This window comes from Kordia sp. E, assembly GCF_056033805.1.
On record NZ_JBRASR010000006.1, the window covers coordinates 393188 to 418023 of the forward strand.

19 protein-coding genes are annotated in these 24836 nt (G+C 33.1%); 11 read left to right on the forward strand and 8 right to left on the reverse strand.

Features of this window, described 5'->3' with window-relative positions; all coding sequences use genetic code 11:
• Positions 1–98: 98 nt before the first annotated feature.
• The 6 genes from ACUUYC_RS23700 (at position 99) to ACUUYC_RS23725 (ending at position 11657) form a co-directional block, all read left to right on the forward strand.
• A complete protein-coding gene (locus ACUUYC_RS23700; protein ID WP_474270000.1) occupies positions 99–743 on the forward strand; it encodes a DUF2306 domain-containing protein in 645 nt (214 codons plus the stop codon).
• 147 nt (positions 744–890) lie between these two features.
• Complete coding sequence (locus ACUUYC_RS23705) at positions 891–4181, forward strand: amidohydrolase family protein (protein ID WP_474270002.1); 3291 nt, start codon at positions 891–893, stop codon at positions 4179–4181.
• Positions 4182–4579: 398 nt separating this feature from the next.
• On the forward strand, positions 4580–7783 hold the full coding sequence (locus ACUUYC_RS23710; protein ID WP_474270004.1) for a WD40/YVTN/BNR-like repeat-containing protein: 3204 nt from the start codon (positions 4580–4582) through the stop codon (positions 7781–7783).
• Between the two features lie 4 nt (positions 7784–7787).
• Positions 7788–9704 carry a S9 family peptidase gene (locus tag ACUUYC_RS23715; RefSeq protein WP_474270006.1) on the forward strand — a complete coding sequence of 639 codons (1917 nt, stop codon included), beginning with the start codon at positions 7788–7790 and terminating at the stop codon, positions 9702–9704.
• Between the two features lie 106 nt (positions 9705–9810).
• On the forward strand, positions 9811–10395 hold the full coding sequence (locus ACUUYC_RS23720; RefSeq protein ID WP_474270009.1) for a superoxide dismutase family protein: 585 nt from the start codon (positions 9811–9813) through the stop codon (positions 10393–10395).
• 80 nt (positions 10396–10475) lie between these two features.
• Positions 10476–11657, forward strand: coding sequence for an LETM1-related biofilm-associated protein (locus tag ACUUYC_RS23725; RefSeq protein ID WP_474270011.1), 1182 nt, complete (start codon positions 10476–10478; stop codon positions 11655–11657).
• 110 nt (positions 11658–11767) lie between these two features.
• Here ACUUYC_RS23725 and ACUUYC_RS23730 read toward each other — a convergent pair whose 3' ends face one another.
• A complete protein-coding gene (locus ACUUYC_RS23730) occupies positions 11768–12085 on the reverse strand; it encodes a hypothetical protein (protein WP_474270013.1) in 318 nt (105 codons plus the stop codon).
• A 344-nt stretch (positions 12086–12429) separates the two neighbouring features.
• On the opposite strand from ACUUYC_RS23730, the gene ACUUYC_RS23735 reads away from it, so the two are divergent.
• Both ACUUYC_RS23735 and ACUUYC_RS23740 read left to right on the forward strand, forming a co-directional pair.
• Positions 12430–12636 (forward strand): hypothetical protein, encoded by a 207-nt coding sequence (locus tag ACUUYC_RS23735; protein ID WP_474270015.1) that lies wholly within the window; start codon positions 12430–12432, stop codon positions 12634–12636.
• Between the two features lie 287 nt (positions 12637–12923).
• Complete coding sequence (locus tag ACUUYC_RS23740; RefSeq protein WP_474270017.1) at positions 12924–13103, forward strand: hypothetical protein; 180 nt, start codon at positions 12924–12926, stop codon at positions 13101–13103.
• A 118-nt stretch (positions 13104–13221) separates the two neighbouring features.
• On the opposite strand, the gene ACUUYC_RS23745 is transcribed toward ACUUYC_RS23740, so the two are convergent.
• The 7 genes from ACUUYC_RS23745 to ACUUYC_RS23775 form a co-directional block, all read right to left on the reverse strand.
• Positions 13222–13965 (reverse strand): LytR/AlgR family response regulator transcription factor, encoded by a 744-nt coding sequence (locus ACUUYC_RS23745; protein WP_474270019.1) that lies wholly within the window; start codon positions 13963–13965, stop codon positions 13222–13224.
• The gene (locus ACUUYC_RS23750; protein WP_474270021.1) at positions 13962–14882 is read right to left on the reverse strand and encodes a sensor histidine kinase; all 921 of its coding nucleotides are present in this window, start codon (positions 14880–14882) and stop codon (positions 13962–13964) included. Before ACUUYC_RS23750 ends, ACUUYC_RS23745 begins: the two co-directional genes overlap by 4 nt.
• An 814-nt stretch (positions 14883–15696) precedes the next feature.
• Positions 15697–16452 (reverse strand): LytR/AlgR family response regulator transcription factor, encoded by a 756-nt coding sequence (locus ACUUYC_RS23755; protein ID WP_474270023.1) that lies wholly within the window; start codon positions 16450–16452, stop codon positions 15697–15699.
• Positions 16453–16542: 90 nt separating this feature from the next.
• On the reverse strand, positions 16543–16887 hold the full coding sequence (locus ACUUYC_RS23760) for a 2TM domain-containing protein (RefSeq protein WP_474270025.1): 345 nt from the start codon (positions 16885–16887) through the stop codon (positions 16543–16545).
• A gap of 92 nt (positions 16888–16979) precedes the next feature.
• Positions 16980–17345 (reverse strand): 2TM domain-containing protein, encoded by a 366-nt coding sequence (locus tag ACUUYC_RS23765; RefSeq protein ID WP_474270027.1) that lies wholly within the window; start codon positions 17343–17345, stop codon positions 16980–16982.
• The gene (locus tag ACUUYC_RS23770; protein WP_474270029.1) at positions 17336–18697 is read right to left on the reverse strand and encodes a 2TM domain-containing protein; all 1362 of its coding nucleotides are present in this window, start codon (positions 18695–18697) and stop codon (positions 17336–17338) included. Before ACUUYC_RS23770 ends, ACUUYC_RS23765 begins: the two co-directional genes overlap by 10 nt.
• A gap of 63 nt (positions 18698–18760) precedes the next feature.
• A complete protein-coding gene (locus ACUUYC_RS23775) occupies positions 18761–19387 on the reverse strand; it encodes a tetratricopeptide repeat protein (protein ID WP_474270031.1) in 627 nt (208 codons plus the stop codon).
• 383 nt (positions 19388–19770) lie between these two features.
• On the opposite strand from ACUUYC_RS23775, the gene ACUUYC_RS23780 reads away from it, so the two are divergent.
• The 3 genes from ACUUYC_RS23780 to ACUUYC_RS23790 all read left to right on the forward strand — a co-directional run bounded on the left by ACUUYC_RS23780 (position 19771) and on the right by ACUUYC_RS23790 (position 24704).
• Complete coding sequence (locus ACUUYC_RS23780; protein WP_474270033.1) at positions 19771–20226, forward strand: hypothetical protein; 456 nt, start codon at positions 19771–19773, stop codon at positions 20224–20226.
• A gap of 57 nt (positions 20227–20283) precedes the next feature.
• Positions 20284–20742 (forward strand): protease complex subunit PrcB family protein, encoded by a 459-nt coding sequence (locus ACUUYC_RS23785; RefSeq protein ID WP_474270035.1) that lies wholly within the window; start codon positions 20284–20286, stop codon positions 20740–20742.
• Between the two features lie 764 nt (positions 20743–21506).
• A complete protein-coding gene (locus ACUUYC_RS23790; RefSeq protein WP_474270036.1) occupies positions 21507–24704 on the forward strand; it encodes a M12 family metallo-peptidase in 3198 nt (1065 codons plus the stop codon).
• The last annotated feature ends 132 nt before the right edge of the window (positions 24705–24836 follow it).

The window sequence follows — 24836 nt, forward strand, 5'->3', positions numbered from 1 at the left end:
TTGACAGAAAACACAATTCAGCAATCAAATACTACAACTCAGTCATAAAAAATTAATATGTGATTCCAAATAGTGGACATTTGATAAAAAATAACTCAATGGACACATTTGCAACTTATCTCATTTACATACATGCAACATTTGGTGGAATTGCTTTCATCGCTGGATTCATAGCCATTATTACCAAAAAAGGCGGAAACTACCATAAAAAATCTGGAATTGTATTTTATTACACAATGTTATTTTCGGCGATATCAGCGTTGGTAATTGCTGTATTACCAAAACATGAAAGTCCATTTCTATTCACAATCGGATTATTTAGCTCGTATTTTATCATCACAGGATATCGTGCATTACGATTCAAAAAACCAAACCCTTCGCTTACGCTAGATAAAATAATTGCTGGTTTTATGCTACTTACAGGAATTGTCATGATCGGTTATCCATTACTAATTAGCGGAAAACTCAACATTGTCTTAACTGTTTTCGGAACTATCGGAATTGTATTTTCAATACGAGATTTTCTATTATTCAAAAACACTAAAAAACTACGAAAAGGTTGGTTAAAACTTCATATTGGAAAAATGCTCGGCGGTTACATTTCGGCAGTCACAGCGTTTATTGTAGTAAATCAATTCATTCCAGGAATCGCTGGCTGGCTAATGCCAAGTGTTTTTGGTTTTGCTTATATAAGCTATTGGTTTTGGAAACTAAATAAAAAGACTTCTAAAATCGCACAATAAGTAAAGCTATTCCTAACAATTCAAAACGATTCCGTTACAATAACTCATTCACACTAAATATTTAAGATTTCAACAAAACACCTTAACACTCTTTTAAGAAATATTAACACAAGATTGGCTATTTTAGAAGCCTAAACCAATAACCAAATGTTAAAAGCCAATCTTTCTGTCCTTCTTGGACTCTTTTTTGTATGTTTTTCGCTTGCGCAAGAAAAATCAAAAACTGACAAATGGGATGTTTCAAATCCTAAAGGAGATTTCAATTACAAAGATCATAAATTTACAACAACGGAAGGTACATGGATGAATCTGGATGTTAGTCCTGATGGAAAAACCATCGTATTTGACATGCTGGGTGATATATATAGTCTTCCAATTTCTGGCGGAAATGCAACTGTATTACGTTCAGGAATTCCATTTGAAGTACAACCGCATTTCAGTCCTGATGGTTCTAAAATATTGTTTACAAGTGATGCAGGTGGCGGTGATAACATTTGGGTGATGAACTCTAATGGTTCAGATGCAAAACAAATTACAAAAGAAAGCTTCCGACTTTTAAACAATTCAACTTGGATGCCTGATGGAAATTCATTTGTTGCTCGAAAACATTTTACATCAGGAAGATCGCTTGGCGCAGGAGAAATGTGGCAATATCACATAACTGGTGGTTCTGGTTTACAATTAACTAAAAAGAAAAATTCGCAGCAAGACGTTAACGAACCTTCTGTTTCTCCAGATGGTCGTTATTTATACTACAGTGAAGATGTATATCCTGGTGGATTTTTTCAGTACAACAAAGATCCAAACAAGCAAATTTATGTTATCAAACGTTATGATTTTCAAACTGGAAAAACAACACAAGTAACTGGTGGACCAGGTGGTGCTTCACGTCCTCAAATCTCCAGAGATGGAAAAAAACTAGCATTCATCAAAAGAGTTCGTACAAAATCTGTTTTATATCTACATGATCTCATAACTGGTGAAGAATGGCCTATATATGATGCTTTAAACAAAGATCAGCAAGAAGCTTGGGCAATATTTGGTGTCTATCCAAACTTTAGCTGGATGCCAAACAATAACGAAATTGTATTTTGGGCAGCTGGAAAAATTAATAAAATTAATATCAGTTCACTTAGCGTGACAAACATTCCGTTCAAAGTAAACGCAAATATTCAAATTGCAGAAGCAGTTTCGTTTGATACGCCTGTTGCTCCAAATGAATTTAATGCGAAAGTAATTCGTCAAGCAGTGACATCTCCAGATGGAAAAACGTTGGTATTTAATGCTGTTGGTTATTTATGGAAGAAAAACTTACCTAATGGAACACCTAAACGATTGACAACAGGAACTGATTTTGAATCGGAACCTAGTTTTTCTCCTAACGGGAAAGAAATTGTATACGTTACATGGAATGACCTCAAATTAGGTTCAGTCCGAAAAATATCAATAAACGGTGGAAATTCTTCACAACTAACTTCTGAAAAAGGAAGTTTCCGAACGCCTTCATTCTCACCTGATGGAAAACATATCGTATACAGAAAAGAACGCGGAAACAGTGATCAAGGATTTACATTTGCTAAAAAAGCGGGAATCTACACAATGACAGCTTTCGGAAGTGAAACACATTTTGTTACCAAAGATGGTGAATATCCTATCTTTTCAGCTGATGGAAAACGTATCTTTATTCAAACTGGAGGAACATACTTTGGAAACTTAACAAAGTCATTACACAGTGTGAATCTTCAAGGAAGCGACAAACGCACACACTTTACATCAAAGTATGCAAACAGAATGGTTCCAAGTCCAGACAATAAATGGATTGCCTTTTCACAATTACACAAAGCCTATGTTGCACCAATGATTGTAACTGGTCAAAAAGTAAATTTAGACAATAAAACAAAAGCATTTCCTGTAGCACAAATTGCAAAAGATGCTGGTGTAAATTTACATTGGTCACCTGATAGTAAAAAAGTATTATGGACATTAGGAGATGAATATTTCTCAAATGAAATCAAAGATAGATTTACCTTTTTAGACGGTTCTCCAGAAAAAACACCTGAACTCACTACCAAAGGAATCAAAATTAATCTCACACAAAAAACAGACAAACCTTCTGGTCGAATTGCATTCTTAAACGCCCGAATCATCACAATGGATAATGAAGAAGTGATTGAAAAAGGTACAATTCTCGTAAAAGACAATCGTATTGAGGCAATTGGAAATGCAAGTGATGTAAGAGTTCCAAGCGGAACAAAAACATACGACATGACAGGTAAAACAATCATGCCAGGAATCGTTGATGCTCATGCACATATTGGTGCTTTTCGTTATGGACTCACAACTCAAAAACATTGGCAGTTCTATGCAAATTTAGCGTTTGGAGTAACAACGGCACATGATCCATCTGCAAATACAGAAACGGTTTTTGCCTTATCTGAATTGGTGAAAAACGGAACATTAGTTGGACCACGACTCTACTCTACTGGTTTTATATTATATGGAGCTGATGGTGATTTTAAAGCGGTTGTAAACAATCTGGAAGATGCACGTTCATCAATCAGACGTACAAAAGCATTTGGCGCACTATCTGTAAAAAGCTACAATCAGCCACGACGCGAACAACGCCAACAAATATTACAAGCGGCACGTGAAGAAGGAATTTTTGTAGTTCCAGAAGGTGGATCAACATTTTATCACAACATGACCATGATTATGGATGGACATACAGGAGTTGAACACAACATTCCTGTTGCGCCTGTATACAAAGATGTACTAGAATTATGGGGAACTAGTAAAACTGGTTATACGCCAACGTTAATTGTAAATTATGCAGGTGTAAATGGTGAATACTATTGGTATCAAAAAACGAATGTTTGGGAAAACGAAAAGCTTTTAAAATACACACCAAGAGGAATCATTGATGCACGTTCAAGACATCGTACAATGTTGCCAGAAGAAGAATATAAAAATGGACATATCCTAACATCCGAAACGGTAAAAGCACTAGCTGACAAAGGTGTAAAAGTAAACTTAGGCGCACACGGACAATTGCAAGGACTTGGCGCACATTGGGAATTATGGATGATGGAACAAGGTGGAATGTCACCAATGGAAGCGCTAAAAACAGCTACAATTAATCCTGCGGAATACATTGGCGCAGGAAACGACATTGGTTCTCTAAAAGTTGGAAAACTTGCCGATTTAATCATTATGGATAAAAATCCATTAGACAACATTAGAAATACTGAAAGCATTACGCATACAATGATTAATGGTCGTTTGTATGATACAGAAACGATGAACGAAATCGGAAACGAATCAAAAAAACGCACACAATTCTATTGGGAAAACAGCAAATACAATGCAGCATTTCCTTGGCATGAAGAATCAAACAGTTTCTCTCGCCCAGGTTGTGGTTGCCATTTAGGACATCAGTAAAATTATAAATATTGAATTATAAATTTTAAATGTAAAAGTGTTAAGAAATCGTAACTGTTCTCGATACACTAAATCATAGATTTAGCACTCGAACTGACGGTTAGAATTACTAAACACACTAAATAAATCCAAACGTCACTTCGAGTGATTTTTCAAAATGAAATGAAGAAAAATTGTATCGAGAAGTACTTTGGAATTGTAAATAATAAAGGCATTAGGTCTTGGGCAATAGGTATTAGTAAGTTTCTCAAGAACCCACGAATTGACAAACAACAGATAAAAATCTAAGAACAAAGTTATCTAGAAACAAAGCGTTCTAACAATCAAAGATCGCAAGCGAATCTAAATAACAAACCATCAACCAAAAAACTAATAAAAACCAAAATCAACCAAAAAAAATGAAAAAACTAATCCTACTACTACTCGCCTTTTCCACTATTGGCGTCTCTGCACAAGAGTTTTCCATGGAAACAGTGAAAAATATGAAACCACGTAATATTGGTCCTGGCGGAATGAGCGGACGTGTTACAGCTATTGACGTTGTTAACAACGATCCTGATGTAATGTATGTTGGGACAGCTTCTGGTGGATTGTGGAAATCTACATCTGGCGGCATCAAATGGAAACCAATGTTCGACAAAGAAGTAACAGCTTCAGTCGGAGCAGTTGCCATTCAACAATCAAACCCAAGCGTTATTTGGGTAGGAACTGGAGAAGGAAATCCAAGAAACAGTTTAAATGGCGGTTACGGAATCTACAAATCTTTAGATGGTGGAAAAAACTGGAAATTGATGGGATTAGAGAAAACGCGTCATATTCACCGTGTGATTATTGATCCTACAAATCCTGATATCGTGTATGTTGCCGCAATTGGTTCACCTTGGGGAGAACATCCAGAACGAGGAGTATACAAAACAACTGATGGTGGCGAAACTTGGAAACAAATTCTATTCGCAAATAACAAAACTGGAGCCGCTGATTTAGTAATGGATCCAACAAATCCTAACAAGCTAATCGCAGCCATGTGGGAACACAAACGTGATCCTTGGTTTTTCAAGTCTGGTGGTGAAGGTTCTGGTTTACACATTACACATGATGGAGGAAAAACATGGAAGAAACTAACGGATAAAGAAGGCTTACCAAAAGGAAACTTAGGAAGAATCGGAGTTGCCATCGCGCCAAGCAGTCCAAATATTATTTACGCATTAATTGAAGCAAAAAAGAATGCTTTGTACAAAAGTACAGATGGCGGATTTAAATGGTCAAAAGTCAGCGATAAACCTGGTATTGGGAATCGTCCATTTTACTATTCTGAAATCTATGTAGACCCGCAAAACGAAAACAGATTGTATACAATTTTTACATATGTGAATGTTTCTGATGATGGTGGAAAAAACTTTAGACAATTAATGCCTGCATATGGTGTTGACAATGGTGTACATCCTGATCATCATGCATGGTGGATTCATCCGACAAACGGAAAATTCATGATTGATGGAAATGATGGAGGAATGAACATCACAAAAGATCGTGGACAAACATGGCGTTTTATCGGAAATCTTCCTGTAGCGCAATTTTATCATATCAATGTAGACAACGAATTTCCATATAATGTATATGGTGGAATGCAAGACAATGGTTCTTGGCGTGGACCAGCTTATGTATGGCGTGCGCAAGGAATTCGCAACTCATATTGGCAAGAGATTTCTTTTGGAGACGGATTTGATGTTGTACCAGACAAAGATGATTCTCGTTACGGTTGGTCTATGAGTCAACAAGGTTTTGTATCACGTTATGATTGGATGACTGGAAATAATTACACCGTAAAACCAACACATCCAGATGCAAAAGTAAAACTTCGTTTCAACTGGAATTCAGCAATCAATATTGATCCTTTTAATAATAGTACGCTTTATTTTGGTAGTCAATTTGTACACAAAAGCACAGACAAAGGTTTAACGTGGACTGTGATTTCAGATGATTTATCTACAAATAATCCTGAGAAATTAAAGCAAGCTGAAAGTGGCGGATTAACGATGGATGCAACTGGAGCTGAAAATCATTGTACGGTTTTAGTGATTGAACCTTCTCCGCTTGAGCGCGATATGTTATGGGCAGCAACTGATGACGGACGTGTTCATATTACTAGAAATGGTGGACAGGAATGGACTGAAGTTACCAAAGGATTAAAAGGTTTGCCTGCTGGAAGCTGGATTACGCAAGTGAAAGCTTCTAATAAAAAGCAAGGTGAAGCATTGCTTATCGCGAATGATTACAGACGATTCAATTACGAGCCATATGCTTACAGAACTACTAATTATGGTAAAACGTGGGAGCGTATTGTAGATGCTTCTGATGTAAAAAGCTATACCTTATCAATTGTTGAAGATCCAGAAAATAAAAACTTAGTATTCTTAGGAACAGATGATGGTTTATACATTTCGCTTGACGCTGGAAACAAATGGCAAAAATGGACTTCAGGATTTCCAACAGTTTCTACAAAGGATTTAGTGATTCAACCACGTGAACACGATTTAGTGATTGGAACATTTGGTAGAGCTGCATGGGTTTTAGACGATATTCGTCCATTACGCGCTATCGCGAAAGACAAAAGTATTCTTGCTAAAAATATAGAATTATTTGAACCACCAACGGCGTATCAAGCGGCATATCAACAACCAACAGGAAGTCGTTTTGGAGCTGATGCTATTTATCATGGAGAAAATAAAAGAGGTGGCGCAATGATTTCGTATTACATTAAGAAGAAAGACATACCAAAACCTGCTAAAAAGGATAAGAAAGATGAAGATGATACAAAAGAAAATGACGAAAAAAAAGTAAAATGGGATTCATTGACACTTCAAGTATATAACAATGGAAAATTGATTCGCACCTTAAAAAACAAGGTTCCAAAAGAAAATGGAATTCATAGAGTGTTTTGGGGAATGGACGAAAAAGGTGTTGACAGACCATCAAGAACTATCCGTAAACGTACACGTGAACGCGGAGGAATGGACGTAAAACCAGGAACATATCAACTAAAGTTAACCTATGGAGATCAAATTGCTGAAACATCAATTAAGGTTGAAAGCGATCCACGATTACAAGTTTCTCAACAAAACATTAACGAAACATACGCAGCAGGAAAGAAAATTGAAGGCATGACGCAAAATGCTGCTGACGCTGTAAAACAATTAGTTGAAAGTAAAAATATTGCCAAAGAATATCAAAAAGTTCTTGGGAAATTAGACAAGAAAAAACATAAAGATGCTATTAAAAAATCAAAATCTATTGTAAAAAAGATTGATGCCGTTGTAGCTATGTATTTAGGAAAAGTTGATAAGCGTCAAGGAATTACACGTAATCCGGCAGTAAATGTTATGCAACGAATTGGCTTGGCTAATAGATATGCAAGAACGCGTCAAAACGGATTAACAAATACTGAAAAACAATTAATGGACCATGCGGAAGTTGCATTAAAAGAAGCGTTAGACAAAACAAATGCATTTTTCAACAAAGAATGGAAAACGTATCGTACAGAAATGGAACAAGTTGATTTAAAACCATTTAAAGACACAAAAACGTTTCAACTAAAAAACTAATATTATGCAAAAATTAAGTTTACTATTCGCATTAATGCTTTTGATTGTTTCGTGTGAAGACGATAAAAAGAAAGCTGACAAAAAAGACGTTGCACAGAATGTAAAAGAATATTCTATTGAGCAAATCATGGATAACGAACGTGTATTTGGCGGAAGTTTTTCCTCAGACAAATCAAAATTATTGATTACGAGTAATCGTTCAGGAATTTTCAATATGTACACAGTTCCTACAAAAGGTGGTGATTACACGCCAATTACGAAATCGGATAGTATTTCAATCTATTCAGTTTCATTTTTCCCGGAAGATGATCGTATTTTATACAGAATGGACAATAATGGAGACGAGATTTTCCATCTATTCGTAAAAAATATTGATGGAACTTCTACGGAATTGACAACGAAAAAAGGTGCGCGAGCTTCTTTCTTTGAATGGGCAAAAGATAAGAAAAGCTTTTTTTATGAATCCAATGAACGCGACAGTCGTTATATGGATTTGCATGAAATGGATTTAGAAACATTCACATCAAAAATCATTTACAAAAATGAGGAAGGTTATACTGTTTCTGAATTATCTGATGATAAAAATCATATTGCATTGGTTAAAACAATTAATACAAGTGATAGCGATTTATTTGTCTATACGATCAGCACAAAGAAATTAACGAAAGTAAATCGTGAGATGAGTTCAAATGTTGCACAAGAATTTTCAAGTGATAATGCTGCGCTGTATTATTCAACTGATGTAAATGCTGAATTTTCATATGTAATGAAATATAATTTATCAGACGGAAAACATGAAGAAGTTATCAAAAGACCATGGGACATTAGCGGAAGTTATGTGACCAATGGCGGAACATATCGTGTTACGTATATCAACGAAGATGCAAAAAATGCTATTGAAATTCAAGATGTTGCTTCTGGGAAAAACATTGAATTGCCAAATTTTGAAAATCAAAGTATTACCAATGTTGGTTTTTCTAGAGATGAAACTAAAATGCGCTTGTATGTTGGTGGTTCTAATACGCCTTCAAACTTATATGTGTATGACTTGGCTACGAAAAATTTAAAACAATTAACCAATACGCTAAACAAAACGGTAGACTTAAATGACATGGTGAACGCGAAAGTAATTCGTTATAAATCATTTGATGATACCGTAATCCCTGCCATTTATTACTTACCAAAACAAGCTTCTGCGACTAAAAAAGTTCCTGCTTTGGTTTGGGTTCATGGAGGTCCAGGTGGACAATCGAGACAATCTTTTAGACCATTAATTCAATATTTAGTAAATCATGGATATGCTGTGCTTGCCGTAAATAATAGAGGAAGTAGTGGTTATGGAAAAACATTTTTCCAAATGGACGACCAAAATCATGGTGAAGGTGATTTACAAGATTGTGTTGAAGGTAAAAATTGGTTGGCTTCCCAAGCAGAAATTGACGGTGACAAAATTGGAATTATTGGTGGATCGTATGGAGGTTATATGACAATGGCTGCGCTTACATATGCTCCAGAAGAATTTGATGTCGGTGTTAATATTTATGGTGTGACTAATTGGGTTAGAACTTTAAAGAGCATTCCACCATGGTGGGAATCATTCAAAGATGCATTGTATTTAGAACTAGGAAATCCACATACGGCAGATTCTGTTCGATTAAAAAGAATTTCACCACTTTTCCATACAGATAAAGTAACCAAGCCATTAATGGTATTACAAGGTGCCAAAGATCCGAGAGTTTTACAAATAGAGTCTGATGAAATTGTTGCTGGTGTAAAGAAAAACGGCGTTCCGGTGGAATATGTTTTATTTGAAGATGAAGGACATGGTTTTGTAAAGAAGGAAAATCAGATTGAAGCGAACAGTCGAATTCTAAAATTTTTAGATCTGTATTTGAAAAAAGAAACTCCTTTTAAAGGTTAGGTCATTTGCATGTAAATTTTTAAACGTAATTTATTCTTTGCGTATGTTTAATTATCTACTTACCTTGTTAATCGCGATTTTTAAACTAAACAAATACCTAGAAATAATGAAAAAAGGAATCCTAATTGCTGCCGTTGGATTGCTACTAATTTCCGTAAGCTGTAAAGGTGAAAAGAAAGAGGAAGTTACTCCAAAAGCGGAAGAAAAAACAGAAACTGTAGCTCCAAAAGTTGTGGAACAAGCGAAAATTAAATTTGCTTTGACACCAAAGAGTGACAGTAAAGTATCTGGAAATGTAGTTTTTACAGAAACAAAAGGAACTGTAAAAATGATTGCTCTTATGGAAGGTTTAACACCTGGAACACATGCAATTCATATTCATGCAAAAGCAGATTGTTCTTCTCCTGACGGGAAATCAACTGGTGGACATTGGAATCCAACTGCACAACCACATGGAAAATGGGGTGATAAAACTGGATTTCATAAAGGAGATATTGGAAACTTTGAAGCAGATGCTAAAGGAAACGGAACAATTACTTTTGAAACAGACGAATGGTGCATTACATGTGATGACGATAACAAAAATATTATCGGAAAAGCAATTATTGTACATCAAGGAACGGATGATTTTGTCTCGCAACCATCTGGAGCAGCTGGCGCACGTGTAAGCTGTGGCGGAATTATCGAATAAAATTTAAAAATAAATACTATATTGATAAAGCTACTTTTAACCGAGTAGCTTTATTTTTGTCACTATAATACACAGCTACCATGAACCCTTCTTCAAAAGGTTGGATAAAAAAATTACTGCAAGAGTATCGTGCGCTTCCAAAAAAGGAAAAAGCACATACTTTAGATGAGTTCTATACTGACTTAAAAAAGTGTGGTTTTATCTATGGGACAAACTTTCATACGTTGTTCAATCAGGTTGAAAAGAATGATTATACGCATGATGAATTGTGTAAAATAAATATCATTCTGTCTTTTTTGTTTATTCATGAGTATCATCAATTTGAAGAAGATTTTTTAGAAAGCATCATAGATTTTTACAACATTGTAGACGATTATAAGAGTTCATTCTTTGAAGAATTATTCTTAGGAAAAAAGAAATCATACGATTTACTGGAAAGTATGATCAATAAACGAATTGCAATTGATGATAATGTAATTACTAAGAACTTCAATTATTTTATCACAAATACATTGCTTTTTGTAGATGTGTTGGCATATGAAAAGTATTTGTTATCAGGCGAAGTGAGTGATGCATATTTACGTACAATAGAATCTTCTATTGAAACCATTATTTTTGCGGCACTCGATTTAAAAACTGAAAAAAGCACGTATGATGAAAGCCTTATCAAACTGTTTGAAGCTTCCTTTCGTTACGACAATCGCGTACGATTACATTATAGTGATGTGCTGATTCACATAACCCATCCGTTGACAAAAAAATACATTGTCGATTTGGTATGTATGACATTTTGGAGTGATAAAATTATTGACGATCAAGAGCGTACATTTTTAAATCAATTAGCGCATGATTTACATATTTCAAAAGAAATTATACTAAAAGCTACCGACGATATTCATCAATACTACACAACACATAAAGATGATATTAAGTTATTGAAATCACAGAATATGGTACAGAGTTTCTATGAAAACTCTAGCAATATGGTTTCTAAATTGATTACTCGAAATAAAAAACGCTTGTCAAAAGAATTGCAAGAAAGCAAAGAATTAATGATTTTACTTTCGCAATCAACGGTTCGAAACCTCACTGATGAAGAACAGAAAAAAGTAAAAGATCAGTTATTAGACATTTTCAAAACCATTCCAAGTTTGGCAATATTTATGCTACCTGGCGGTATGTTACTACTTCCTTTCGTCATTAAATTTATCCCTAATATTTTACCTTCTGGCTTTGATGACAATCGTGTGGATGAAGATTAATTTTTAGACTCGCTTCTTTTTTTGGTTTTGAGTTGAAAGCAAAACTTCTTCCAAAGAGAAAGCATCCTTTTCGTAAAAAGAATGCTTTTAATATAAGTTCAACTTTATACTTATTGTTTTCTAAAAAATCCAGAAAAAGGAATAACTACTTTTTCTAATGTAACTCCGCCTGCTAATCGAATTCCGATACTAGCAGCAGTATCATTTCCAAATCCAGATGCGCCTGTATAATGGTTTGGATCATTTACAGCTCCATGAAATAACATTGTTGTTCCTCCTGAACTCATAAAGTGATAACCAATTGATACTCCAATGCAAACATCACCTATAGTAAAGTTTCCACTTCCTTGACCAGTTGTATCATTTACAGTAGTAATTTCTAATACTGCTCCAGAATCATCGTTTTTATATACTCCTACTAAACTCATAATTAAAAAATTTTAGATTAAATGCTTACTCTATTTAAGGCTTTTCAGCATACGCCTTTCGTATTGTTTTGGACTAATCACAGCTCAAAGATGTCTGATTATCAGTCGAAAAGAAAAACAAATGAGTAAGTGACCAATTTCGTTGTGTGACTGGAGTATATTTTTGAGTAAAGAAAAACTGAGGCGTACTTAAAGTACTTATAAGTGCTATACTATGAATTCATATTTCACCTTCTACTTTGACGATAATCGTATGGATGAATAGTTTTAAAAACAATCTTCTTTTTCGGGTAACACTTTCTTGATATAGGAACTACTAAGTATTAATCTTAAAAATTTTTATTATGAAAAAACGTAATTTAAAATCGTTAAAAATCAACAAAGTATCTGTTGCTACTTTTAACGCGATTGGTGGAAGAGCGCCACAATCAAATGGATGCAATGATGATCCTATTGGACCTCCAATAGATGATGATTATGTTTGGTTCACTGATGGTGGTGGAATGGCTTGCAGAACTTTTCCATCATGGTGTAGTTTTACTACAGGTTAATAATTAAAGCGAACTTCGGTTCGCTTTTTTTGTCTTTCATTTTTATAATTACAATTTACTTTCATTCATCATTTCTGTTGCTATTTAGTGAGTAAAAAATAGTTTTTTTGTTAAAAAACTAAATTCTTCTTCAATAATTACTCCCGTAATCATCTGAAAACACTCGCAATTCAGTGAATTCTATTATGCATACTATGAAATTCCCTGAATCGTCATATACCTTCTTAGAGCTTCACTTTTCTTCTTACTATCATTGATCATTATTAATTTTAAAAACAGTACAAATTATGAAAAGAAGGAATTTCAAAAATTTAGAGCTTAACAAAAAAGCAATTTCAAATTTTAAATTATTCGGAGGAAGACCAGGACCATCTCACACATGTGGGCAAACTGATGCACATGATCCACATGAGCCAGATCATGTTTGGTTTACAGATGGAGATCAGCATGTTTGTAAAACATTCTAAGTAAACAAATTGATTTAAGTATTAAGCGAACTTCGGTTCGCTTTTTATGCACTTTTATTAGATCTAAATTATCTCATAAAGTACATCTAAGCTAGGATACAATGCACGCATTTAAAAACTAATTAAGCCAGTTCTTAAAATCTTTTACACGTTCACGACTGACAATGATTTCTTGCTCAGCATACTTATTCAAATTGATTTGTAATCGCGAATTGGTATAGTTTGAAATATCTTTGATGAACGTTTTGTGTATAATAAATTTACGATTGACACGATTGAATACTTGTTTCGGTAAAACCGTTTCTAAATATGATAATGAATAATCAATCGGGAAAGATTGACTACTCGTTGTTTGTATAAATGTAGTATTGTGTTCGCTATAGAAACATACAATTTCAGGTAGTTTGATGATTTTAATTTTTCGTCCAACTTTCACTGCAAAATTATTCTTTGAAGTCGTTTCATCTGTATGTTGCATCAGTTGTTGAATTTCTTCCATTCGATTTGGAATCGTTTGAAAACTCTTCACTTTGGTAATTGTTTCCGCTAATTTCTCGGTTGTAATTGGCTTTAACAAGTACGCAATGCTCTTATATTCAAAAGCTTGCAATGCATACATATCATAAGCCGTTGTAAAAATGATATAGCTTGAAATTGATACTTCTTTAAAAATTTCAAATACTAATCCGTCACCCAATTGAATATCTACAAAAAACACTTCAGGATGTTCATTTTTTCGTAGCCATGAAATCGCTTGCTGTATAGAGGAAAGTTCTACAACAACCTCAACATTTGCTGCTGTTAACTTTCGGGCTAACCTTCTACTCGATGGAATCTCGTCTTCTATGATTAATGCTTTCATGCGTTTTCCATGTTTAAAAGTGGTAATTTAATCATAAATGAAGTTGTTGTATCTTCAATAATGACTCTTTTTTCAGTTAAAAAAGCATACCGTGTTTTTATGTTTTTAATTCCTATTTTTTTGGTCGTTTCTGTATTGGCCTTTAATTGTTTTGTATTTTGCACGACCAAATAATCATCGTGTATTCCAATGATAATTTGCAAAGGCATTTCGGTTGAAACTTCGTTATGTTTAATGGTATTTTCAATGACTTGTTGCAATGCTAACGGAATGATATACTGATTTGAATCAACTGTATCTGGTAATACATAATTGAACGCTTCTTCATAGCGATATTTCAACAATTTTAAATAATTTTTTGAGAATGCAAGTGCGCTTTTTAGTGAAACCACATCTTCATTTTCTTGGCGTAAAAAGTGTCTGTAAATATTTCCTAGTGATTCTGAGAAATGAACAGCTTTTTTAGGGTTTTCTTCAATCAAAGCAGTTAATACATTTATATTATTAAACAAAAAATGTGGACTTAATTGACGACGTAAACTTTCATACTTTTCTGTTTGTTTTCCTATTTCTGCTTTAAATGCTTTTTGTTCAATAGTACGTGTTTTATTGAAGTATAAAAATTGATAAAATAGTGTGCAGAAAATTACATAAATACTTTCATAAATATGAATAGTAATATTATCATAAAGAGAGAAATCAAGACTTTTTATAAAAGCATCATATCCATATGCAATCAACATTCTAGTCATATAAAGCATTGGGAAAATAAATTGCATGATTACAACAATTCCAATAACCGTAACTATTAGTAATGATAAGAATGAAATTTTCTGTTCTAGAAATTTATTAATATAACGTACTAAATACCAGACAGTAAGACCAATTATATAGTTTTCAAAAAATAGAAAAAGCATCTCTATTAGTTCAAGCCCTATGTATTGGTACATAGCTGTATATATAATAACTGAATATACTATTGACAGCCCTAATGTATATAAAAGTAATTTTTTAAGTGTTATAGTACTATGTAATATATTTTTTTTGCTGTAGCTTTTTTTAGATTTATAGTTATATTTTAAATAATGAATGATTCCAAAAAATAACATAATACTACCAATCATAATGATATTTGACTCTATCAAAATGTTAAGTGAAGGAATAAAATTAGTTTTTCCTTCAAGGAAATAATTTGAAATTGGAACTACTATAATTGATGTTAGTATTGGTATTACTAAAATCCATAAAAAATAAGGAAAAGGTTTGTGTAGTTTATTTTTAACCCGCATCCATTCATTAGTCATAAAAAAAGATAAAAGAGTTATAAAAAAAACTATTACCATAGAACCAAAATGTTCTAAAATCACTTTGCTTCCTTTATCAACATCAAAATTAAACCTTATCAACTCTAAGCCAAAAATAAATAGTATTATAAAAGCGGTGGAAAGAAGTACTCTTCCTAGTACTGTACATAGTCGTTTTGTTATCATCATACTTGTTTTTAAATTTCAAGTATAAAAGTCAATAAAACAAATATGCTACTAAAAAAAATGATAGTGAGCTGTCGTTTGGTGTTAGTGAGTTGGGGTTTTGGGTAAAAAGCATTTTTCAATTTAAAACATAAATGCCTTTTCGAGTGATTTTTGAGGTGAAATTGGGAAATACGGCGGAATCTGAACTTTTATCGTTTCTCAATACTCATTTCTCATCACTCAATACTAATAATTATAACTAATTAAGCCAGTTCTTAAAATCTTTTACACGTTCTCGACTGACAATGATTTCTTGTTCTTTGAAGTTGTTTAATTTTATTTGCAATCGTGAGTTGGTGTAACTTACAATGTCTTTAATTGCATTGATATTGATATAGAATTTTCTGCTTACGCGATAGAAGAGTTCTGGAGATAATTCATCTTCTAAGTGTTCTAACGACGTTTCTAAGAGATAATTTCTACCTTCTGTAGTATGTACATATGTTCCTTTGTTTTCGCTGTAAAAACATTCTATTTCGTCAATTGGAATCATTTTTAAATGCTGTCCGACTTTTACCGTGTATCGTTTTTTATAGGTTCTTTCTATTGGATTGACTAATAATTTTTTGATGTCATCAAAGTTGAGCTGAACGTTTTGTGTTTGTGGCGCTCGTGCTTTGTATTTTTCAACTGCTACAACCAATTCATCTTCATCAATTGGTTTGAGTAAGTAGTCAATACTATTCAACTTAAATGCTTGCAATGCATATTCATCATACGCAGTTGTAAAAATAATGGCCGATTTAATGTCTATTTCTTCAAAGATTTCAAAAGACAATCCATCTGATAGTTGAATATCTAAGAAGATTAAATCAGGATGTTCGTTATTCTGAAACCATTCTATAGATTCCGCCACAGAATGCAACATGGTATCAACAGGCATGTTTTCTGCTTCTAACATTCGATTTAAGCGACGTGCTGATGGTTTTTCGTCTTCTATGATGATTACTTTCATTTTCGTTTAGTTGTTTTTGGGTTTTGCATCTCGACTGCGCTCGATGTAACAGGTCTTAGGTTTTAGGTCGCTACGCTCTTTGGTTGTTCGTTATTCCCAACCTTTACTACGTTCTTTTTCTCTATCTATATATTCTTCAATTTTTCGATCTTCCCATTTTTTGCCAAATAGTATGTTTATGCCAAATACACCAAGTGCATGAAATACAACTCCTATTCCCCAAAAGAATGCTGTTGAGAAGTGTCCGAATTTCCAGAAACTTTCTCCTTTATCTAAATTCACCGCAATAATTGATAACAAAAATATATTTATAATAACGTATACTGCAAAATGCACATAGAATCCTTTTATCTTTTCTACTCTTTTGCGAGCTTGCATATATAACTCTTCTTCTGAGTAGTTTTTAAATTTTGATGATGATGGTAATCTTTTCATCTTGTTTTCGTTTTATTAGTTATGTAAGATGGAATTTGCGAATAATCATATTAGTTAGTAACAACTAATTGTGATAGCTCATTTTTTATCTTTTATTTCCGAGCATGACTTTCTGCATCTTCCATGTATTCTCTTATTTTTCGTTCTTCCCACTTTTGACCAAATACACCGTTAGTGATAAAAACATTAAGTCCGTGTAATACTATTCCAAATCCCCAAACGATCCAAAGCATATATGTTCCACTATCTTGAAACGCTTGTTCTAGTGTTTTCCCATTGCCAATATGTTCTGATACTTGCTGCCAAGTGATGAATGTATTGACTATAATATATACAAACAAGTGTATATAAAACCCTTTTAAATTAGCTACTTTTTGCTTTGCTCTTATGTACGCGTCACTTTGTGCGTGTGTTGGTCTTTCGTGAGTGTCTGTTGTATTGCTTTCTATTAGTTCCATCTTTTGCGTTCTTCTTGTTCCATATATTCTCTAATTTTTCGCTCTTCCCAGTTTTTCCCAAAACGTCCGTCTTCAAAATAAACACTTAAGGCATGAAAAGCTATTCCAATTCCCCAACCAAACATTGGAAACCAAAACCAGTGAAATTGTGGTACCGTTTTTAGGTTGATAAAGATTAAAAATGGTATAACTAAACAGTATGCTAATAAGTTATAATAAAACCCTTTTAAGTTTTCTACGTGTTTACGTGCTTTTATATATTGATCGTCCAAAGACTCTTCTCCTGGACCTAGTGCTTTTGTTCTCATAATTTCTACTTGTTTTGTTAGCATCGGAATTGCTACTTGAAAATCCGATGTTGTTTTGTTAATGTATAGTTCGCGTTGTGTAAGTAAGTCATATCGTTGTCTAATATTGTTTAAACCTACACCACTACTCTTTTTTACAATTTGTTTTTCTTGAAGATTGTTTTGTATGATTAAATTTCCTCCATCTTCATATATTTTTATGTGTAACGGTTTTGTTGGTGTTACCATATTGTGCTTTACTGCATTTTCTAATAATAGTTGTAATGACAATGGTACTACTCTACTTTCTGGATTGCTCGCATTTTCAGGGACTTCAAAAATGATGCTATCTTCAAAGCGCTTTTTTAATAAACTCATGTACGTTTTAGCAAATTTGAATTCTTCATCAACAGTTACTAATTCTTTGTTTTTTTGTTCTAAAACGTATCGATATACTTTTGATAATCCTGACGTAAATTTTTGCGCTTGACGCGGATTTTCATCTATCAACGAACTAAGTACATTTAAGCTATTAAACAGAAAGTGTGGATCTAATTGATTTTTTAAAGCATCAAACTGTGCAGAAGCCGTTCCTGCAATAATTTTTTGCTCGGTTACTTTCTTCTTTTGTAATTCTTTATAGAAATACAATGCATGAAAGAATGCTGAAAATATGATTGTAATGAGTAATGCTCTAAAGTAAAATGCTGAACTTTCTGTTTTTATAAATACTTTATATGATTCACCTTCAATTCCAATTTCCTGTATCATTCGCACTAAAAAAACCGTACATATGGTAATTATAATCGATCCTATAATTCCTGCTAATAGTCTATACCGTTTTGTGCTTGGTGTCCAATTAACTTTAAAATTGATATACTCAAAGAAATATGAATTAACAATGCTTATAGCAACAGAATACATACAGTAGTATCCCAAGGCAATCAATAAACGTTGATTGAAATGAATAACATTTCCTGATGTGTATCTAAATATTAAATCTACACCTAGTAACACAACTGCTATAATAAGTCCGACACTTATAACTTTGGTAAATTCTTTCATTTCTTTTGAATCGTTATGATGGCTTTCCTTCAAATATACTAATGATTTTTGAACGTTTGTTGCTTACTTTTTACATTCTGCAATTAAATATTCTACACGATCTTTTCCCCAACTAGGATGAAATGCACTTGGTGCTTTGTATGTATTGAATTTTTCCAATGCTGTTTCAAATACTACGCAATACGGTGCTGTATCTTTTCCAAAGTAACGTGCACTTCCCATGTCCCATTCGTTTTTACACAATAATACTCTCGGGTTGTTTTTGTCAATTGCATGTGCTTTTGCGTAAATTTCAGCCACTTTTCCGCCATATTTCATTCCGTATGTTGCGCCGTCATATGCTACCCAAACTGTGTATAACATTGCTTGTAAAACCATTACTTCTGGATTGTTTGGCAAAATACTTGATGCATGGTCTAATTGTTTTTGTGCTTTCTCCAATTGTAGCGTCAACTTAGTTTTATCTTTAATGGCAAATCCGCTCATAATATTAATTTGTGCTGCATAATAGGAAGGTAACCATTCTTTTGGAGCAGCTTCTGAAATACGTTCAAATAAATTTGCTGCTTCAGCGCCTTTATCTGCTTTTACTAAATCGAATGCTTTTTGCATTCCTTTTTCATACTTTGTTTGTGCATTTACAGTAAAAGCAATACAGATAAAACTTAAAATTAATAGTACTTTTTTCATTGTTGATGATGTTTTTGTGTTAATGATTGATGTTGTTTTAGATGATTGTTGCTACATATGTAGCAAGATTTTGGATGATGATGAATACGATACTGATCATTTTTTGATTGATTTGATTGATATACTTCTTCTTGATTGATGGTTCAAATATCTCACAAAACGCCATATTAGAAAAAAAGAAACTACTGAATTGTCTTTTTTTAAGGATGAATTGTAATTGGTTGATTGTTTTCTGTTATGACTTATCAATTATAGGCTGATAAGAAATATTTTCACTTTTAAGGTTTGACATTTATCGCGAAGAAGAATTTCCCCATTGTTAGGTATTTCATAGTAGTGTGATTTGCGTATTTTTAAAAAGAAATAACCTAACTATGCTTTTCATGAATACACTTATGTATTTTCTGTACATTACTACTGGCACCTTATTGATTTATAATTTTTTAACCACACTATTCTTTTGTTTTAAAAAAGATAAATACGCGCTTCATAAGTACATTCAAACAATACAACAGTTGCTTTTGGTTGCCCTATTTTTCACATTGTTATTGTATTTGTGTAAAACAACAACTATTACTGCTGAAATGCTTCTTGTTTGTTGGATTTGGGGATTTTTGACAAGTCATATTTATGTACAACTAAAAAAACGCTGGATTCCTGAATTGTTAGGATTGGGCATTTTACTCGCTATTACGATTGTATTATTTTTTAAACAAGAAGAAATTATTCTAACCTTAACACAACAAAAGTTAGATGCAATTAGGATGGAAATTGCTAGTGTATATTTAATGTTAGGACTACTTTTAGGCGCTGTTTTTTGGCAAAAAACGAAATATTAAACGCAACCATTTTACAAATTATGTATCTTACAGATACATAACATAAAAACCGATTTTATGAAAAAGTCATTAATACTCTTTGTTTTTTCCTTATTCTTATTGAGTTGTAACTCAGATGATACTGAAGCAGTAACAACAACAACCATTGAAACCACGCTTATTGGTAAAGGAAATCTACACGGTGGTTCTTCACAAGGCGTTGTTGAACAAAACCTTATAATTAATTCGGAAACTGAATGGAACGCATTGATTGCACTATTAGATGCTGTAAACAATACTTCTGATTCTTTTACAGAAACAGCTATTGATTTTTCTGCGTTTACAGTTATTGTTGCCATTGACCAAGTTAGAGGAAATGGTGGATATGAATTAGGCATTACTGTTAATGCAAACTCAGAAAATATTTTTGTAACAATTACAGATCTTGTTCCACAAGGAGCTGCAACTACAGTGATTACACAACCGTATCATATTGTAAAAATTCCTAAGAATACATTGCCTGTAATTTTTCAATAAAATTTTTAGTCTATAAATAAGGTTGTCTGAAAAGTCAAAGTTTCGTCAACCTCAAATTGCTTAAAATCGAACTTTTTGATACGTGATTTGAAGCAGGTAAATTCATTTTTTGAGAAACACTCTCATCTTTTGAATGCTTCTTAATATGTCTTCGTTTCTATATTAATAGTTTCTATTATTCTCTATATAGTAGGTATAGCTGGAATTTCACATATATCCGCTAGTCTGAAAAATAACAATCTGAAAAGAATATATTGATCATAATAGTATTGATATTTTACTCTTGCAATGGAGAAGAAATTAAAAGAATATTCTAATATCAAGGAGATAGACCAAATTACATGTTCAAACTCTACAAATAAGAAAACTGTCTATAGAATTTCATACACTGTCGGACTATCGATCAAAACAGTTTGACTGCTATATGTTTAAGCCAACTTTGGCTCACTTTTCCCCTTTATTAAATTCATATTATCTACTTCTTTTTAGTTATTACAATTCACTGAATTGTAATATGAACACTTACTATAACTACTGTTGTTTTATTAGTTTTACCTCACATTAATTTTAAAACTTGTCTATCAAATAAATACAAAAAATAGTATTAGTGAAAAAATAATTCTTCTTAACGGTTTTTTTCGCAGCAGCTATGATATATGGGTAATAAAATTTAACCAATAATTCTTAATTCATAAAACGATACGGTAAAGGCGGAATCCGAAAAGCCAAATAATAAAGAGTAGGAACCATAAAAATATATAGCAATGAAAAAAACCTTATTAATATTGAGTCTTTTTATTTTGGGATGTTTGTTCTCAAATGCTCAAGAGCGAAAGCACGGCTGTCTTATTGACGATATTTCTAAGTTAAAAGAATCCAATGTCCATTTTGAAAAGATAGATTTTTTTAAAGAGAGCTCAGATGCTAAACTAAATAGGCTAGTTCAAAAAGAAGTGAAGGCATTCAAATTTCTTAATGTATCAACATCGGCTTTAGATCAGGTTCATAAGTCTAAAGAACGATTCTTTACAGTATCAGTTCCACTTCCTGATGGATCTTTTGCTCAATTAAACTTAATAGAAAGTTCAAATCTCATAGGAAATTATACTGTGCGTACAAGCAGTGGAAAACCCTATACCAGCATTCGAAATACAATAACTATTCTTAGAGGAGAAGTAGTTTATAATGGAGTAAAAGGAATTGCTGCATTAACTATTGGGAAAACAAATATAAGCGGAATGTTTTCACTACCTAATCTCGGAAATTATTCCATTGAAAAAATGGAAAATAGTACATCTCATATTGTTTATAGAGAAGAGGATTTAACAGCTCCTTTTGAATTTTTATGTGGTACAGATACTAGTGCAAAACCTGAAGATACTCGCGACAAAAAAGATGAAAATTCTCCTAAAGCGTTAGAATCACCTTGTATAAAAGTATACATAGAAGCTGGTTTTGAGTTATTTACTAACAGAGGAAGTGTGGCAAATACTGAAACTTTCATTATAAATTTATTTAATCAAGCAGCTGTTTTGTATCAAAATGAAAATATAGCTATTGATATTTCAGAAATATTAGTATGGGATACCGATGATCCTTATGCAGAAAGTAATTCATCAGATACATTGAATGATTTTCGCGATGAGTTGGATGACAATTATAATGGTGATATAGCGCATCTAGTCGATAGAGACAATTTTGGAATAGGTGGAATAGCATTTAGAGACCAACTGTGTGATAAAGATGATGCACATGCGTATACTGATACTGGATTATTCATAGCTAATGTTCCAAATTATTCAAGATCAGTAAAGGTATTTGCTCACGAAATAGGTCATACCATCGGATCTCGTCACACTCATGATTGTGCATGGGGATCTAGTGGAGACGATCAAATAGATGATTGTGGTAGTGTATTAGTTGCTGATGTTGATGATTGTGATGATGATAATACAATCATTCCTACTTCAGGTACAATAATGTCTTACTGTGATCAAACTGGTGGTCCAGGTGTTGATCTTGCTTTAGGGTTTGGTAACGAACCTGGAGATCTATTACGAGATAAAGTCAATGATGCGGGCTGTTTAGGTAGTTGTTTCCCTTGCGACACTACAGACAGTGCTAATTTTGAAATTGAAACGTTTTGTGATAATGGTACTTGGAAAGTGAGGGTTACCGCATCAGATTTAGATCCACAAAATCATTGGTGGGGACTTTATGAAACAGATACACAAGGTGAAGTTTCAGATGCAAATACAATTGACGGTCCTATTGGTGGCATACAAAATGGGACTACAGCGAATTGGAATTGGTTAGACATGTCTAAAAGATACTACGTTAAGCATGGAATTTGGAGTGATTTTTGTTATGGCTGGCGTGAACGTCGTATTGCTATTGAACCTTTTTATGTAGAGCCTGCTGATTACAAATTAGAAGATGTAAACGACAATGAGAAAAATGTTTTCTGTATTGGAGAAGATATTTGGGCAGATGGTACCGCAACAACTGGAGAAAGTAAATACAACATTCATGCATGGAGAATTGTAAACGGTCAAAAACAATGGTTTGGATCTATTGGGTGGCTTTATGGAAATATGAATGAAGTAAATATTTCTGAAAAATTTGCTGCTCTTGACACTCCTAAATACTTTACTGAAGGCGAATACCAATTAACTATTGCTTTCTCCAATTTAGATAAATGTAGAGTATGGACACCTGTAGAAAAGAGATTTACAGTAGAATGTTGTGATAATTTTTGGGACGCAAGCTTCTTCCCTGCTACTACTGCAGGTTCGGGTTCTACTTACACTATTTCTAGCTCTAATTTTGAGACTTACAGTAGTCACAATGTATTACATGAATGGTATTTATTAATAAGTGATGGTAATGGAGGTTATACTCCTGTTAGCTCGTCTGTAGGTAATTTTAGTTATGGTGGCGCAGAGTTTGGTGTAGAGTATACACTTATTCATAAATTACGTACTCCTTGTGGGGAAATATGTTTTGCGAGAACTGTAAAAATATCAGAAAAAGACAAAAACAAAGTAGATATTTTTAGCCCAGAACAAGTCGTCGATTGTAGTATTATAGATACTTATTTCCCTTGTGATTCAAAAAAAGTTAGACCTGGATTTGATTGTTCCAGTAGTACGGTTTCATGGGCTAGTCAAGCTAATGTAGATGGTTACGTCTTACGTGTATATCTTAATGAAGGAACATGTTGTGAAAAACCATTAACACAACCTAGTATTACAAAATACTTAAGTTATACTCAAACTAGTTATACAATACCTAATGCAGAAGACGTTGAATGTCTAACGATTCAAGTAGGAGTTAGATGTAATGGTACTATTATTTGGGGAAATCCTCAATGTAGAACATGTTGTAGAATTGAAGATAAGCCTACAAACTTAGACTTCGATTGTAAAACGTATTGGGCTACATTTGACCAAGTTAATGGAGCAGATCAATATGTTATTGAAGTAATTTGGAATGATCCAGATTGTTTCTGCTTTGGAGGTGCAGTAACCACTGAGACTTGGAATATTGGTGATACAGATAGAGTTCGTATTTTCCCAAGAAATCTTGAAAATAACTGCTTCTCGTATAGAATAGGTGCAAAATGTAAAGGTTTAAGTGAAACTGTTTGGAGTGATAAACAATGTTCTGATTGTTTTGATGATCCGCCAAGACCCCCTAAACAAGATGACAAAGAGACATTAAGTTTATCTGTTACTCCAAATCCTGCTTCTTCAAAAGTAGAATTCAAAATAAAAACAGATAAGGATACTAGTGGTGAATACATAATTCGATCATTTAACGGATCAGTACTAAGCCGTATTAATGAGTCAAATCAATCCACAATAGTTGATATTAGTAGATATCCTAGAGGAATCTATTTTGTACAATTCATATCAAATATAGGATCTAAATCAAGTGTAAAGAAGTTGATTGTTCAATAAATAATTTAGATTTTTTATATAAAATAAGCCTCTTAACTTTTTTTAAGAGGCTTATTCTTTTTCCAATAGATAAAGATGGAAATAGACAATACAAGGTAACAAACAAATTAAAACGCATAAGAAATACAGAAT